The sequence below is a fragment of the Aeromonas veronii bv. veronii genome (assembly GCF_000820225.1).
Lineage (GTDB): Bacteria > Pseudomonadota > Gammaproteobacteria > Enterobacterales > Aeromonadaceae > Aeromonas > Aeromonas veronii.
In genome coordinates this window covers 1-16511 of sequence record NZ_CDDK01000008.1, presented here as the reverse complement: position 1 = coordinate 16511, position 16511 = coordinate 1, and the positions used below count along the sequence as shown (strand labels likewise).

Annotated in this window: 12 protein-coding genes and 1 tRNA gene; 8 read left to right on the top strand and 5 right to left on the bottom strand. The window is 60.8% G+C overall.

Features of this window, described 5'->3' with window-relative positions; genetic code table 11:
• Positions 1–103 precede the first annotated feature (103 nt).
• Both BN1139_RS03830 and BN1139_RS03825 read left to right on the top strand, forming a co-directional pair.
• Positions 104–180, top strand: a tRNA-Asp gene (locus BN1139_RS03830).
• A gap of 586 nt (positions 181–766) precedes the next feature.
• Entirely contained in the window at positions 767–2719 is a 1953-nt protein-coding gene (locus tag BN1139_RS03825) for a ligand-gated channel protein (protein ID WP_005355314.1), read from the top strand.
• Between the two features lie 67 nt (positions 2720–2786).
• On the opposite strand, the gene BN1139_RS03820 is transcribed toward BN1139_RS03825, so the two are convergent.
• From BN1139_RS03820 to BN1139_RS03810, 3 genes are all read right to left on the bottom strand, one after another.
• Positions 2787–4175, bottom strand: coding sequence for a transporter substrate-binding domain-containing diguanylate cyclase (locus BN1139_RS03820; RefSeq protein ID WP_005355313.1), 1389 nt, complete (start codon positions 4173–4175; stop codon positions 2787–2789).
• A gap of 140 nt (positions 4176–4315) precedes the next feature.
• Positions 4316–5677, bottom strand: a complete 1362-nt coding sequence (locus BN1139_RS03815) for an ATP-binding protein (RefSeq protein ID WP_005355312.1) — start codon at positions 5675–5677, stop codon at positions 4316–4318.
• Between the two features lie 33 nt (positions 5678–5710).
• On the bottom strand, positions 5711–6433 hold the full coding sequence (locus BN1139_RS03810) for a response regulator (RefSeq protein ID WP_005336534.1): 723 nt from the start codon (positions 6431–6433) through the stop codon (positions 5711–5713).
• 199 nt (positions 6434–6632) lie between these two features.
• Between BN1139_RS03810 and BN1139_RS03805 the strand changes: the two genes are divergently transcribed.
• Entirely contained in the window at positions 6633–6983 is a 351-nt protein-coding gene (locus BN1139_RS03805; protein ID WP_005355311.1) for a hypothetical protein, read from the top strand.
• A gap of 179 nt (positions 6984–7162) precedes the next feature.
• Here the strand turns inward: BN1139_RS03805 and BN1139_RS03800 are convergent, their stop codons facing one another.
• The gene (locus BN1139_RS03800) at positions 7163–7582 is read right to left on the bottom strand and encodes a hypothetical protein (RefSeq protein WP_005355310.1); all 420 of its coding nucleotides are present in this window, start codon (positions 7580–7582) and stop codon (positions 7163–7165) included.
• A 99-nt stretch (positions 7583–7681) separates the two neighbouring features.
• A complete protein-coding gene (locus BN1139_RS03795) occupies positions 7682–8596 on the bottom strand; it encodes a LysR family transcriptional regulator (RefSeq protein WP_013723378.1) in 915 nt (304 codons plus the stop codon).
• 258 nt (positions 8597–8854) lie between these two features.
• Between BN1139_RS03795 and BN1139_RS03790 the strand changes: the two genes are divergently transcribed.
• The 5 genes from BN1139_RS03790 to recB all read left to right on the top strand — a co-directional run.
• Entirely contained in the window at positions 8855–9187 is a 333-nt protein-coding gene (locus tag BN1139_RS03790; protein ID WP_013723379.1) for a hypothetical protein, read from the top strand.
• 30 nt (positions 9188–9217) lie between these two features.
• Positions 9218–9904, top strand: a complete 687-nt coding sequence (locus tag BN1139_RS03785; protein ID WP_005355292.1) for a pirin family protein — start codon at positions 9218–9220, stop codon at positions 9902–9904.
• Between the two features lie 39 nt (positions 9905–9943).
• Positions 9944–10336: a DoxX family protein gene (locus BN1139_RS03780; protein ID WP_005342720.1), complete on the top strand. Its 393-nt coding sequence runs from the start codon at positions 9944–9946 to the stop codon at positions 10334–10336.
• Positions 10337–10594: 258 nt separating this feature from the next.
• Positions 10595–13963, top strand: a complete 3369-nt coding sequence (recC, locus tag BN1139_RS03775; protein ID WP_013723380.1) for an exodeoxyribonuclease V subunit gamma — start codon at positions 10595–10597, stop codon at positions 13961–13963.
• On the top strand, positions 13963–16511 hold a 2549-nt coding region (gene recB, locus BN1139_RS03770), incomplete at its 3' end, for an exodeoxyribonuclease V subunit beta (protein ID WP_041980189.1). The genes recC and recB, both read left to right, overlap by 1 nt.

The window sequence follows — 16511 nt, the reverse complement described above, 5'->3', positions numbered from 1 at the left end:
TGCCAGGCACCCAATTAAACGGTGATGTGAAAACACATAGCCGGCTGCGAGGATGACACCTCAGAAGAAGCGGCAACCAATTTAGCGCAAGCTAACCGAATGCGGAGCGGTAGTTCAGTCGGTTAGAATACCGGCCTGTCACGCCGGGGGTCGCGGGTTCGAGTCCCGTCCGCTCCGCCACTAATTTGAAGGCCTTCCCTGATGGGAAGGCCTTTTTGCTATGGGCGGTTTTGTCCATAAGACCCACAGGTTTGCATACCAGAACGAACACCAAAGCCCAGTCTCACGACCGGGTTTTGATGTTTTTAGCCTGCTGGTGAGCTGCCGACATCCCACCACGATGGCAATACCTTCCCCTGTTGGCGATCTTGCTACTGTTTCCACCTCTGTATCGCAGCACATCCCATCTTGGCCATATTGTTCCGCTGCGAGCTGATAGAGCTTGATGATTAAATCAGGCCATCTTGCAACGGTACGTCATCGCTTCCACTTGTTTGTGTAATCCCCTTTTTTGCTTATGGATTTATTCCATTAAAACAGTCTCTTATCAAGAATGAACTGTTTTGCAGCAGGAATGCCATGCGATATAAATGATAATGATTATTGTTTGAATGATCGGGGCGGGGTCGTTACAATGCGGGCTGATTAATAAAGTGCTTTTCAAATGAGCCTTTTCTAATACTGCGCGTGGCCGGATGCCAGGGCGTTGTAATGAGTGAAGTAAGGGAATACGTCACCTTCCTACTAAAAATGTTCAGGCTAAAACATGACAACAGTGAAACCGAACAAGCTTGCCTTGCTGATCTGCTCCCTTCTTGCAACCCAGGCCTATGCTGCCGAACAAGAGGTGATGGTCGTCACCGCTTCCGGCTTCCAGCAGAAGATTGAAGATTCTGCCGCCTCCATCTCCGTGATTACCCGTGAGCAGCTGGAGAAACGGGCATATCGCGATGTGACCGATGCCCTGAAGGATGTTCCCGGTGTTGTGGTGACTGGCGGTGGCAGCAGCAGTGATATCAGCATTCGCGGTATGGGGTCGAAATACACCCTGATGCTGGTTGATGGCAAGAAGGTGGATAGCCGTGGCACTCGCCCGAACAGCGATGGTCCGGGTATCGAGCAGGGCTGGCTGCCGCCACTGCAGGCGATTGAGCGCATTGAGGTCGTCCGTGGCCCCATGTCATCCCGTTATGGTTCCGATGCCATGGGGGGCGTGATTAACGTGATTACCCGCAAGACCACCGGTCTGGCCTGGCAGGGCTCGGTTCATGCTGATTCTACCTTCCAGGAGAACAAGGATGCTGGCAATAGCTTCCAGACCGATGCCTATACCGCAGGTTCACTGATCGATGGCGTGTTGGGGCTGCGTTTCAACGGTCAGCTTGCCCATCGTGGTGAAGACAAATTTATCCAGGGTTTTGCCGAGCAGGAGACTCGCAGTGGCACGGCGGTGCTCAGCTTCAAGCCTGATGACCATAACCGCTTCGATCTGGAAGCCAGTCGCAGTCTGCAGGATCGGGATCGCACGGCCGGCAATTCGCTGGCTGCCAAGGCGAAAGATAGCCTTAACCGCTACGAGCGCACCAACTATGCGCTGACCCATGATGGTCAGTATGATTTCGGCTCCTCCAGCAGCTATCTGCAGCAGGAAACCAACACCAACCCCGGCCGCAAGATGGAGCTCACCAACACCATCGCCGATACCCATACCCAGTTTATTCTGGGGGATCACTACTTGAGCGTCGGTGGTCAATATCGCTATGAGGATCTGCACGATCAGGGCAATACCCTGAAAGTGGCCAACCCTGCCGAGCAGCTGACCCGCTGGAGCTGGGCGATGTTTGTCGAAGATGAGTGGTCACTCACTGACAGCTTTGCCCTGACCGGTGGCGCACGCATGGATCGGGATCAGAACTATGGTTCTCACTGGAGCCCGCGCCTCTACGGAGTTTGGCATCTGGATGACAGTTGGACCTTGAAAGGAGGCGTCTCGACCGGTTACCGCTCTCCTGACTTGCGGATGTCAGCGGCCAACTGGGGTCAGGTCACCGGTGGTGGTAGCCTGGATGGCATGCTGGTCGGTAATCCTGATCTCAAACCCGAGACCAGCGTGAGTGAAGAGATCGGCCTGCTGTGGAATGGTCATCAGGGCTTCAACGCCGGAGTGACCCTGTTCAACACCGACTTCAAGAACAAGATATCCGAAGTGCGTCGTTGCACCAGCAAGAGCGATCCCGCCTGTACCCTCAATGGTCACAGCTATGACTTCATCAGTGATCGGGTCAACGTCGACAAGGCGAACATGCGCGGTGTCGAGGGGATGATGGATTGGGCCATCAATGAGGATTGGTCGGTCAGCTCCAGCTACACCTTTACCCAGTCCGAGCAGAAGAGTGGTCCACTGGCGGGTCATGCCCTCAACCAGATGCCCCGTCACATGTTCAACGGCAGTGTTGACTGGCAAACCACCGAGGATCTCAGCCTCTGGTCACGGGTCAACTTCCGTGGCGAGACCTCCGAATACCTGAGCCGGGTCAAGATGGCGGAGGGGACTCCTTCCTACACCTTCTTTGACATGGGCCTGGTCTACAAGGCCAACAAGCATCTGGATCTGACCGCCGGGGTCTACAACCTGTTCGACAAGACGGTAGATTACAGCAGCTATGGCACTGTGCTGGATGGTCGCCGCTACAACCTGGGCGTGACTTACAACTTCTGATAGGGAACCTGTCATGCGGCCGCCATCTTCCGATGGCGGCTGTTTTTATTGCGTGTCCGTCAGGGGACTATGCCTGATAGGGGGCGGCTTGCCAGGTATTGCGCCCCAGTCCCTTGGCCTGATACATGAGGGCGTCAGCCTGCCGTAGTAGCTGGTCGGCATCAGCCTCTCTCTCTGCGGCGACCCAGACTGCCCCGGTGCTGATGGAGAGGGTCACCTCGCCGCTGCTGGTGTGCAGGGTTTGCCGGTTGATCTCCAGGCAGATACGCTCGGCCCACTCTTCTGTCTCTGCCAATGTGGCCAGCGGTAGCAGCAGGCAGAACTCTTCGCCGCCGATGCGGGCCAGCAGAGCCTCTTCGGGCAACAGGTTGGTCACAGTCGTGGCCAGCTTTTCCAGCAACAGATCCCCGATGCCATGACCAAAGCGGTCATTGGTCTCCTTGAAGTGATCCACATCGAACAGCAGCAGAGCACAGGGAGCCCCGCTTGCCAGTCGTTGCTCCATGGCGGGCATGAATGCCCGTCGGTTGAGCAGGCCGGTCAGGGGGTCGGTACTGGCTTGTTTCTCCAGTCTGGCGTTGGCGCGGCTCAGCTCGGCGGTGCGGCTGGCGACGGCCCGGCGCAGTTGCACTATGTAGGCCACCATGATCAACACCCCGGCAAGCAGTAGCCAGGGACCGAGATGGATGGGGTAGACGGTTTCGACATGCATCCATTTGCGGATGATCCGCTCCCGATCGCTCTCTTTTAACTTGGCGAAGCCCTCTTCCAGCCGGTGTAACAGGGCAAGGTCGCCCTTTCTCACTGCAAAGCGGATCTGGTCGGTATAGAGGTGGCGAACCGGAATAAAGCGGGTGGGATCGTCCGAGGTATAGATGTAGAAGTTGGCGACCTGCAGATCGGCGATAAAGGCCTTCACTTCACCCTTGAAGGCCGCAGCCAGCAGGGTGTCATTGTCATTGAAGGTTTGCAGTCTGGTGCCGGGGAAGTAGCGTCTGGCGTAATACTCCTCGTAGCCACCGGCTACCACACCGACCGTTTCATGGAGCAGGTAGTAGTGGACATCGGTGCCACGCAATTCGCTCGAGAAGAAGAGTTGGGAGTCGAGCTGGGCGAGAGGCCGGCCATAGTCGAACAGTTTGTCCCGCTCCGGTGACCAGAGCAGTCCGGCGTGAACATCCGCTTTCCCCTCATGGAGCAGGTCGAGGGAGCCCTGCCAGTCGACCAGCCTGAACTCGATCTTCTGGCCGGTCACCCGGGCATATTCACGCCACAAATCGATCAGCAGGCCATCCGGCTGGCCCGACTCATTGATATAGGAGAAGGGCTGCCAGGCTTTGGAGTTGGTAATGATGATCGGCTCTTCCGGGGCTTTGGCCCATGCAGGCAGGGCAAGGGCGAGCAGCAGGAGCCCCCACCCGATACTGACTATGACTCCTGTCCTGGAAGAGGCCATCCTTGCTCCAATCCGTTGCCGTATATCGTCACGTGGTCACCGATTATCACCGTCTTTCTGATCGAAGAACAAGCGCTCAAATGATGAAGTTTGCATGATGCAAATGGCGCCATGACAAGGCTGGCGGATAGAGTAACTACTTACAGCGGCAGGCTGATCCGCGCCTCCAGTCCCCCCTGTGGCCGATTGAGCAGGGTCAGTTCGCCACCATGCTGATGCACCAGGGTACGGGCAATGGAGAGCCCCAACCCGACACTGCCGGACTCGGTGTTGCGGGCTTCATCGAGCCGCACGAACGGCTTGAACACATCCTCCAGCCGCGCCGGATCGATCCCCGGCCCGTTATCGCAGACCCGGATCAACAGCTCCTCCTTGCGCCGCTCCAGCGACACTTCGGCGCTGCCGGCATATTTGATGGCGTTGCCGATCAGGTTCTGCAGCACCCGGCGCAGGGTGTTGGCCCGACAGGCGTAGACCTCTTTGCCCTCCGCCAGACAGGTGACCGGCTGGCCGGTATCGGCATAGTCATCGCACAGGCTGACCAGCAGGCTGACCAGATCCAGCTCGCGAGTAGCCTCCTGCTGTCCCTCCTCGCGGGCAAAGCTGAGGGTTGCCGCCAGCATCTGTTCCATCTGTTGCAGGGTCTGCTGGATGCGCTCCTTGTCCTCGCCATCGGCCAGAAACTCGGTACGCAGCCGCAGGCTGGTGATGGGGGTACGCAGATCGTGGGAGATGGCCGCCAGCATCCGGGTTCTGTCCTGCACGAAGCGGTCTAGCCGGGTGTGCATCCGGTTGAAGGCCTGAATCGATTCGCGGATCTCGGTCGGCCCCTCCTCTTTCAAGGGCTCGATATCCTCGCCCCGTCCGAGCCGCTCCGCATTGCCTGCCAGCTGCTTGAGTGGGCGGGTGGCACGGCGAAACAGCAGCACCATCAGTCCGATCACCAGACTGGCGACCAGCATCAGATTGAGGGTGGTCTGCCACGACCAGCTGCCCGCCTCCTTGTCGACCAGTGAGCTGAACTGCAGCCAGCCCCCCTGCGGCAGTTCGATGGAGCCATAGAGCCGCATATCCCGCGGCGGGGGCGGCCCCTTGCGATCCCGCATCATGCGGGCGTGATGCTCCCACGCTTTGCTGCGCTGGTTATCCTCTTTCAGCTCGGCGCTGATCTCGACAGTGAGGCCGAGGGGGTAGTTGAGGCGCGAGCGCACCAGCTGCTCGAAGCGGGGGCTGCGGTTATCCGGTTGCAGCGGCTCGTCGGAGAGGCGCAACAGCAGGGTCTCGCTGCGGCTCGCCTTGAGGATCTCGTCATAGAGGGACGGGGGGGAGAGGGAGAGCAGCCTGACCACAGAGATGATCCGCTGCATGGCGTTGCGGCTGTTGACGAAGCCGAGCGCCTCCTCCCGATCCGTGCGGTAGATCTGGATACTGAGCAGCTGGATCAGGATCAACCCTGCCAGCGCCACCAGAATGATCTGGCCGGTCAGCCCCTTGGGCCACATCCGTGCCCACAGTCGTCGCAAGGTGCCCACTGCTTAAACCTGCGTCACGTCGGCGGAGAACATATAGCCGCCACCCCAGATGGTCTTGATCAGCTCCGGATTCTTGGGATCCCGCTCCAGCTTGCGGCGCAGCCGGCTCACCAGAGTATCGATGGCGCGATCGAAGGCTACCGCCTCGCGGCCACGGGCCAGATCCAGCAGTTGATCCCGGCTCAGCACTCGCTGCGGGCGTTCGAGAAACACCTTGAGCAGATCGAACTCGGCGGTGGAGAGGCTCAGGCCCACCCCATCCTCATCGACCAGCTCCCGGCGATTGACGTCGAGCAACCAGCGATCGAAGCGCAGATCCCGGGTCAGGGTCTCGGCGGCGGGTTGGGTTTCTGCCTGGGTGCGGCGCATCACCGCCTTGATGCGCGCCAGCAGCTCGCGCGGATTGAAAGGCTTGGCCAGATAGTCGTCGGCCCCCATCTCCAATCCGATGATGCGGTCGGTCTCTTCCCCCATGGCAGTGAGCATGATGATGGGCAGGTTCGATTTGACCCGCAGCTCGCGGCAGAGGGTCAGACCATCTTCACCTGGCATCATCAGATCCAGCACCAGCAGGTCGAACTCCCGCTCCTCCAGCAGTCGCTTCATCTCCTTGCCATCCCGGGCACAGCTGACTCGCAGGCCGTGCTGTTCGAGAAAGCGCTTCAAGAGATCGCGAATCTCGCTGTGGTCATCGACCACCAGAATGTGGGTGTTGCCCTGGTTCATGAATACCTCCCCTGCTTGGCGTTGGCACGAGTATACGAAAATACGCTGCACGGTTTGTGTCAAAGTGTGCCAGATCCGCACGATGCCACACTCTGCTACAAAAAAGGGTGATGCTGGCAAAGTTCAGACACCGATAGGGTGTTTACTTGAGGGCAAGGCAAGAGCGCCGAACCAGAATCATCCCTACAGGAGATAGACCATGAAAAAGCTGACCAAAACCCTGCTGACCGCCACCCTGATCCTTGGCCTGCCGCTGGGTGCCTATGCAGCCAGTGAAGCAGCCCCCACCGGCCAGCCCGGTGCCATGGTGGATTGCCCGATGGACGGCGGCGGCATGATGGGTGGCAAACACCACGGTGGTCGCCACGACAAGATGGCCCGCATGCAGAACATGACCCCGGAGCAGATCCAGGCCAACCTGCAGCAACGTTATGACCGCATTGAAGATCCGGCCAAGAAGGCGGAGTTCATCAAGAAGCTCAACGAGCGTGCCGCCGGCATGACCAAGCACGCCGAAGCGATGAAGCAGTTCGCCGAAGCGAACCAGTAACAGCACCAGCTGTTATCAACCCAAGGGTGGCCGAGGCCACCCTTTTTGTGTTTACTGCGTTGAGTAGCAGATTGGTTGAACGCAGGCGATTACCAATAAAAAGAGGGGGAGCCTGATGCTCCCCCTCTTGCTATCTGTGCCGATGCGGGTGTTCAGCCCACTCCACCGGACGAGCGAACTTAGCCCTGAGCCTTGTCGGTCAGCTCTACTTTCTTGACGGTTTCGCCTTCGAACTTGATGACCACGTTTTTCTTGGCGGCGTCGGTATCTTTCAGCAGGGTTTTGGTGGTTTCTGCCAGCAGCGGAGAGGCCTTGTTCAGGGCATCCAGATCATAGGTCCACACTTCCAGACCGGATTCAGTCTTGGTGGTGGCAGGAGCGCCCAGCTTCTCTTTAATAGCCTGCTTGTTGGAGCCGCCTTCCTTGATATCCAGTGCCTTCTTGATGGCTTCGTTGGATGCGCTGTCCACTGCACCGGATACGGCGGTATTAGCTGCATCCTTGACGCTGCTGGTGACGCTGTCGGTCAGCGAATCCATCAGGCCGGCATTGGCAAACAGGGGCAGGGTGGTGAGGGCAACCAGCAAACTCTTTTTCATTTTCTACAGCTTCCATGGGTTCAATGAGGCGGCTATGAAATCAGCAAAGATATTGGGCGTCAAGTGAGGCATGCAATTAACATTTCTGTTAACTGGATCTCATTTCTCACCAGTTGCAAATAGTTTTGGTATCTCCCGCACCAGCCAGCTTTTGGCCTTGCCCATGGTGTCTCGCCGCCAGGCCAGTACCACCTGCAATTGATGGCGATATTCGGGGCTGATCACCTTGAGTCGTCCGGCCCGGATGTCCTCCTCAATCCAGCTCTGTGGCATGGTGCCGACGCCGATCCCTGCCAGCAGGGCATCCCGTTTCTCCGTCATGGTGCTGACAGTGAGGCGCGGCTGCTTGTCCAGCAGGCGGTAGGTGAGAACCGGTTTGCGCAGGGCGGTATCGGCGACCGCGATGGCGCGGTAGCGGCGCAGGGTCTCGTCGGCCAAGGGTTCGGGCTCCTGATGCAGCGGATGATCGGGATGGGCGACGTAGAGCATCACCTCGTCCTTGATCACCTGATGCTTGATGCCGGTCATCATGATGTCCGGGTTGATGGAGGAGATAAGCAGGTCGGCGCGGCCATCTTCCAGACACTCCCAGCTACCCGCCAGCACCTCGGCCCGCAGCCGCAGTCGGGTATCGGTCTGCTCGGCCAGCTTCTCCACCAATGGGTAGAGGGCCTGCACCGGGACCAGCGCATCAACGGCGATGGTGATGTCGGTCTCCCAGCCACGGGCTAGCGCCCGGGTCTCGCCCACCAGATGTTCGGCCGCTTCCAGTAGCACCCGGCCGCGCTCCAGCAGCATGCGTCCCGCCGGGGTAAATTTGGTGCGGTGGCCGCTGCGGTCAAACAGCATGGCATCCAGTTCGTCTTCCAGCTTCTGCACCGTATAGCTCAATGCCGAGGGCACCTTGCCCAGCTCGTCGGCCGCCGCCGCAAAGCTGCCGCGGCGGTCGATGGCGTCCAGCACCCGGATTGCCTCCAGGGTCAGCGCCCGTTCCTTGTTCGATTCCTTGGCCATTCCTTACCTTCAATTTTTTTGAATATGTTTGCCAGTTTATCTCGCTAACAAGTTAGGTCATGTCACTTTAATATTCAATCAACGCTTAGGCAGGAACGTCGAGCGGCCAAATATGCGGGTAGTTCCGCACTGTGACATACCAAATCGGTCTGTCTGACGTCGGTGAAAGAACAACACACTATTTGAATAACCTCTTGCATGGATGCATTGATTCTGGCCGAAAAGGCCTTGGCAATGACATATAAAACAAGAGAGTGAATGAACATGAAAAACGTAATCAAGATGCTGGCCGTTGCAGGCCTGATGACCACTGGTTTCGCCCAAGCTTCCGTACCGGCTGACTTCAATGCCATGCCCGGCGTGCTGTTTGTGAACTGGAACGCCACTGCCGCAATGGATGGCAAAGCCAATCCGATGCTGGAAGTGCGTGACGAGTCTGGCGATCTGCTGGCATCAGTCCACGCCAATCTGACAGGCACCCAGCAGGTGCGGATCCCGAGCCGTACCCAGGGCAACCTGACCGTCAGCCTGGCTGACCAGAGCAGCGAATACCGTATTCCGTTCGGTATCGGTAGCGGCAAACAGCGTTAATCAACCGTCCCGGTAGATGAGGAGCACACCATGATGCAATTGAGAGCCGCAGAAGCGCGGGGCAAGGCCAACTTTGGCTGGCTGGATGCGCGCCACAGTTTCTCCTTCGGTCACTACTATGACCCGGAGTGGATGGGGCACTCGGTACTGCGGGTGATCAATCAGGATCTGGTTGCGCCGGGTGGCGGATTCGCCACCCACCCTCACGCCAATATGGAGATCCTCACCTGCGTGCTGCAAGGCACCATAGAGCACAAGGACAGCCTCGGCCATGCCGAGCAGATCCCGGCAGGGGATTTCCAGCTGATGAGCGCAGGCAGCGGGATCCGCCACAGCGAGTACAACCCCTCGCAGACGGATCCTCTCTCCCTGTTGCAGATCTGGATCGAGCCGAACGAGTTCGGCACGCCACCCGGGTATCAGCAGAAGAAGATCGAGTCCAGACCGGGCATGACGCTGGTGGCGTCACCGGATGGCGAGGATGGATCGCTGCGGATCCGCCAACAGGCCCGCGTATGGCGGCTGGAGCTGGCCCCGGGCGAGACGCTCGAATGGGCACTGGCTGGCCGACACGGTTACCTGCAGATGATTTCAGGGGAGTTGACCGCCAACGGTCTGGCTGCCCGACCCGGCGACGGGGTACTCAGTCGTGATGAATACCGGTGGGAGCTGGTTGCGACCAGTGCCAGCCAAGCTCTGTTATTTGACCTACCCTGAAGCAGTCAGCGGTGATGTGACACAAACGAGGAATATGAAATGGACAAGATGAAAGATGTAGCGCTGCTGGCGGGTCGTGTACTGCTGGCGCTGATGTTCGTGATGGCGGGCTGGAGCAAGATCGGTGGTTACGCCGGTACTCAGGGCTATATGGAAGCGATGGGCGTGCCGGGCTTTATGTTGCCGCTGGTAATCCTGCTTGAGCTGGGTGGTGGCCTTGCCGTCGTGCTGGGTCTCTTTACCCGCAGCCTCTCCGTGCTGCTGGCCGGTTTCACCCTGATGGCTGCCTTTATTTTCCACTATCAGCCTGCCGAACAGATGCAGATGCTGATGTTTATGAAGAACGTCTCAGTGGCCGGTGGTTTCCTGGCGCTGGCGGCGGCCGGAGCAGGGGCTTTCAGTCTGGATGCCCGTCTCGGCAAAAACTGGTAACAGTCAGTCAGTTTGAGTTTTCCAATGCCTTTTGGCCGGTGCAACTGCACCGGCTTTTTTCTGTCTGCGTTTTCCGGATAGGTGAGGCGGCGCGTCAAATCTGCGGCGCCCCTCATGATTCAGCGGTTTGCCCGCCTGCTGGCCACAAGAGCCTTTTGCATCTTCCCCCTCGATCCCCGACAATTCTCACTCTTGTGAAGTGACGGAAATGGCTAGCCTTTTCCCTCGCCCCCTCTCATCCACAGGCGGGAATTGCTCATGTTTACCCTCTACCACTCCAATCAGCTGGATCTGCTCAAAGAGCTGCTGGTGAGCCGCATCCGGCAGGCCCCTCTCTCTCACCCCTTCGATCGGGAGCAGATCCTGGTGCAGAGTCCGGGCATGGCCCAGTGGCTCAAGCTGGAGCTGGCCAAAGCCTTCGGCATTGCCGCCAATATCGACTTTCCGCTGCCCGCCAGCTTTATCTGGGAGATGTTCACCCGGGTGCTGGCAGATGTACCGCGCCAGAGTCCCTACAACAAGGGCTCCATGAGCTGGCAGCTGATGACCATTCTGCCTGCCTTGCTGGAGCGCCCCGCCTTTGCCCCGCTCGCCGCCTATCTGGGCGGGGGAGATGAGGAGGATTCCGCCAGGGATCCCGAGCAGGTGCGGCTGTGGCAGCTCTGCCAGAAGGTAGCGGATCTCTTTGACCAGTATCTGGTCTACCGGCCGGACTGGATCGCCCGTTGGGAAGAGGGGGAAGGATTGAGTCAGGAGCTGGCCGGGGTGAGCGGTCAGGACTGGCAGCCGGAGCTGTGGCGCGAGCTGGTGGCCCGCACCCTGGCGCTCTCTCCGAGTGGCTACCACCGCGCCAACCTCTACGAGGAGTTTATCCACGAGCTGGCACGCACTGCCGATCTGCCGGGCAAGCTGCCGCAGCGGGTCTTTGTGTTCGGCATCTCGGCGCTGCCGCCGCGCTATGTGGAGGCGCTGCTGGCCCTCGGCAGCCGGCCGGAGGTGGAGGTGCACCTGTTCGTCACCAACCCCTGCCGCTACTACTGGGGGGATCTGCTGGATCGCAAGACGTTGGCGCGCCTCGAAACCAAGCTCAAGCCCGGTACCGATATCGAGACATTGCAGGGCCCCGCCAACCCGCTGCTCGCCTCCATGGGCAAGCTGGGGCGCGATTACCTGCATCAGCTGATGGAGCTGGAGGTGCCGCAAATCGAGGCTTTCGTCGATATCGACGAGGTGGACGCCAAGGGCAATGTCAGCCTGCTGCGCGCCATCCAGAAGGATGTGCTGGAGCTGGCCGAGCGAGGCGCCGGTCAGTTCGATCTCGACAGCAGCCACCACAAGAGCCCCATAGATCCGGCGGATGGATCCTTGCAGATCCACGCCTGCCACGGCCCGATGCGCGAGCTCGAAGTGCTGCACGACCGGCTGCTGGCGCTGTTCGAGCAGGACCCGACCCTCACCCCGAAAGATGTGGTGGTGATGATGCCGGATGTGAACAGCTACGGCCCCTATATTCAGGCCGTGTTTGGTAAAGAAAAGAGTGGCGCGCGCGGTCAGATCCCGTTTGCGGTCTCGGATCGGGCGGCGAGTCAGGAGAGCCCGCTGCTGCAAAGCTTCCTCGCCCTGCTCAGGCTGCCCAACGCCCGCTTTGGGGCGGGGGAGCTGCTCGCCATTCTCGAGGTGCCCGCCGTGCTGCGCCGCTTCGAGCTGGATGACGACGAGTTCAACCAGCTGCGGGTCTGGGTGCAGGAGACCGGCATCCGCTGGGGGCTGGACGACGGCTACCCTGTCCGGTTCGATCTGCCGCCCATGTCCGGCAACAGCTGGCTGTTCGGCCTGCGCCGCATGCTGCTCGGCTTTGCCATGGGGGATGGCGAGCCGGTGGCGGGCATCCTGCCCTACGCCGATATCGAGGGTCAGCAGGGGCTGGCACTTGGCAAGCTCGCCTGGTTTGTCGACTCGCTGGCCGAGTTTCTGCCCCGGCTGCAACAGGCGCAGCCGCTGGCCGAGTGGCACGCCTGCCTGCTGGCGCTGCTGGAGCGCTTCTATCTGGCCGACGAGGATGAAGAGCGTCAGCTCCAGCTCATTCGCAGCCAGCTGGTCGAGTGGCAGACCCGGCTCGGCGAGGCTCGCTTCGAGCAGCCCATCACCGCCGACCTGTTGCAGGATTACCTCGGCAGCGTGCTGGGAGAGTCCCGCTCCAGCCAGCGCTTCCTCGCCGGTCAGGTGAACTTCTGCACCCTGATGCCGATGCGCTCCATCCCCTTCAAGCAGGTCTGCCTGCTTGGCATGAACGACGGCGTCTACCCGCGCACCCTGGCCCCCATGGGGTTCGATCTGATGGCGGTGGCGTCGCGGCGCGGGGATCGCTCCCGTCGCGATGATGACCGCTACCTCTTCCTCGAGGCGCTGCTCAGCGCCCAGCAGGGGCTCTATATCAGCTATCAGGGCTTCAGCGCGCAGGACAACAGCGACAAGGTGCCATCGGTGCTGCTGGCGGAGCTGATCGACTATGTGCGGCAGGGCTTTGTGCTGGTGGGGGATGAGGATCTCGACGATGAAACCTCCGGCAAGCGGTTGCTCAACCACCTGATGGTGGCGCATCCGCTCACCCCCTACAGCCGCAACTACTTCTACCCAGAGGCGGGTTCGCGCCTCTTTACCTATGCCGCCGACTGGCTGCCCGCTCTCAATCCGGTGCGCGGTGCGGCCAACTTCCAGAGCGGCGAGCTGCCTTTACCTCCCGAATGGGGCAAGGAGCAGGGGCTGGAGCTGGCGGAGCTGCTGCGCTTCTATCGCCAGCCCACCAAATATTTCCTCAACCGCCGCCTCAAGGTGTGGTTTGAGCTGAACGAAGCCAATATCGAGGACAGCGAGCCGTTTGAGCTGGATGGCCTGCAACATTATCAGCTGAAAGATCTGCTGCTCGATGCCCATCTGGCGGAAGGGGATAGCACCGAGCGTCGCGAGCGGTTGCAACTCACCGGCCTCTTGCCGCAAGGGTGGTTCGGCAGCCTGCTGCTGGACGATCTGGATGCCGAGATGGGCAAGCTGGCGGATCGGCTGCGGCCATGGATTGCGGCCGATGAGTCAGAAAAGCAGGCGGTGGAGATCGATATCTCCCTCACTCAGGGCCAGCTGCAAGGGTGGATCGACACCCAGAAGGGGCGCTTGCTGGTGGTCAAACCCGGCAGCTTCAACGGCAAGGATCTGCTGCTGGGCTGGATCCAGCACCTCTGCCTCTCATTGAGCAGCGTCCCCGGCGACACCCTGCTGTTCGATGCCAAACAGAGTCTGCGACTGCCCAAGCTCTCTGCCGACGAGGCGCGGCCCAAGCTGGCGGCGCTGGTGGCGTGCTGGGCGCAGGGGATGAAGCGGCCGCTGCCGTTTTTCCCCAACACCGCCTGGGATTGGCTCAAGGCGATCGAGAAGGATCCCGACAAGCCGGAGGCGGCCGACAAGGCGGCCCTCACCCGTTTCAACGGCGGCTGGATGATCAATGGGGAGGGGCAAGACGTTTACGTCGCCCGCTGCTTCCCCGAACTCGATGACGAGGTGCTGGGGCAGTTGCAGGCGCTGGCCCGCGAACACCTGACCCCGCTGTTAAAGACCCTGGAGGAGCTGAAATAATGGCTAACCCGCTCAATACCCTGCGTTTTCCCCTCCATGGTGAACGACTGATCGAAGCCTCCGCCGGTACCGGCAAGACCTACACCATCGCCGGTCTCTACCTGCGCCTGCTGCTGGGCCACGGCCCGCTCATTGAAGAGGGGGCCGATGCCGGTCAGCCGAGCGCCCACGAGCGGCCGCTGTCGGTGACCGAAATTCTGGTGGTGACCTTTACCGAAGCGGCCACCGCCGAACTGCGGGGACGGATCCGCGGCCGCATCCACGAGGCGCGGCTCGCCTTTATGCGCGGCCATAGCAGTGACACCCTGCTGGCCCAATTGCTTGCAGAGGTGGAGGATCACGAGCTGGCGGCCCGTCGCCTGCTGGCCGCCGAGCGGCAGATGGATGAGGCGGCGGTCTTTACCATCCACGGTTTCTGCCAGCGGATGCTCAAGCAGAACGCCTTCGAATCCGGCGCCCTCTTCGAGACCGAATTTCTCACCGATGACAGCCAGCTCAGGCTGCAGGCGGTGAGCGACTACTGGCGCGCCGAGTTCTATCCGGTGGACAAGACCCTCGCCAGCTCGGTGCGCGCACTCTGGCCGAGCCCCGCCGCCCTGCTGCGGGAGATGGGCAGCTGGCTCGACAACAGCGAGCTGGAGATCCACCCCGCGCTGGGGGACGAAACCCTTGCGGCCCGTCATCAGGCGGCCATGAGTCGCATCGCGGCGGTGAAGGGCGAATGGCTGGCGCAGACGGACGAGATCCGCCGCCAGACCGACGGCCAGATCAGCCGCTACACCGGCAAGAACTACGAAGGGTGGCTCGCCAAGATAGCCGATTGGGCGCAGGACGAGGGCAGTGGCTACGCCATTCCCAAGGAGCTGGAGCGCTTCGGCCAGACGGTGCTGGAGGAGAACCTCAAGAAGGGGGGCGCTGTGCCGACCCTGCCGCTGTTCAGCCAGATAGACGAGTTGCTGGCCAGCCGCCCCGGTATTCGGGATCTGATCCTGCAACGGGCCGCCAAGGTGGTGCGCAGCCGGATGCAGGCCAGCAAGCGGCAGGCTCATCAACTCTCGTTCGATGACCTGCTCAAAGATCTCGACGGGGCGCTTGGTTCCAGCCTTGGCGAGCGGCTCTGCGAGCGTATTCGCGCCACCTATCGGGTGGCGATGATCGATGAATTTCAGGATACCGATCCCCAGCAGTACCGCATCTTCCATCGCCTCTACGGCGGCCACACAGACACGGCGCTGTTGATGATCGGTGACCCCAAGCAGGCCATCTACGGCTTTCGCGGCGCCGACATCTTTACCTACATTCAGGCGCGGCGAAATGTGAGCGCCCACTACACCCTCGGGCGCAACTGGCGCTCCAGCAGTGCTCTGGTGGGGGCGGTCAACGGCCTGTTCGAGCGAGCGAAAGATCCCTTTATCTACGAGGCGGATATCCCCTTCCTGCCGGTGGAGGCGCAGGGCAAGAGCAAGGCGCTGCTGCTCGATGGCGCCACTGCCCCGGTGCTTCACTGCTGGCAGCTGAGCGGCCAGCCCACCTTCAACAAGGGGGATTACCAAAGCAAGCTGGCCCGCGCCACGGCGGTGGAGATCCACCGCCTGCTGACCCTGGCCCGCGAGGGCAAGGCGAAGATAGGTGATCAGGCGGTGAAGGCCGGAGATATCGCCGTGCTGGTGCGTACCGGCGCCGAAGGCAAGCTGGTGCAGCAGGAGCTGGCGCGCCTTGCCATCGCCTCCGTCTATCTGTCGAACCGCGAGAGTGTGCTGGAGCAGACGGAGGCGCGGGAGATTTTGCTGATTTTGCACGCCTGCCAGAACCCGAGTGAAGAGCGCAGCCTGCGGGCGGCGCTGGCGACCGGCCTGTTTGATCTCGACGCCAAGGCGCTCGATGGGCTGGCCAGCGACGAGCGAGCGTGGGAGAGCGCGGTGCAGGAGTTTATGGAGTACCGCAAGATCTGGCACCGCCGCGGCGTGCTGGCGATGCTGCGGGCCCTGCTGCACCGGCGCAATCTTGCCTCTTCGCTTTTGGCGAGCCCCTATGGCGAGCGGCGGCTGACCAACTTCCTCCATCTTGGCGAGCTGCTGCAACAGGTGAGCAGCGAGCTGGATGGTGAATATGCCCTGCTGCGCTGGCTGGGGGAGGCGGTGAGCCGCCCCAACGGGCAGGATGCGGAGCAGGTACTGCGGCTCGAATCCGAGCGCAAGCTGGTGCAGATAGTCACCATCCACAAATCCAAGGGGCTGGAGTACCCGCTGGTGTTCCTGCCCTTTATCTGCAGCCACAGAACCGCCGAAACCCCGCTCTATCACGAGGCGGACGAGGCGGGCAATCGCACCATTCTCGATCTGACCGGCGCCGAGGGATCCTTGGCGGAAGCTGACAGGGAGCGCCTTGCCGAAGATTTGCGGCTGCTCTATGTGGCGCTGACCCGGGGCGTCTACGCCACCTGGCTGGGGCTGGCGCCGGTGCGGGCGGGGGCGGGCAAGTCGGAGAAGACCGACCTGCACCACACCGCCATCGGCTACCTGCTGCAAAAGGGCGAAGAGGGGGATGC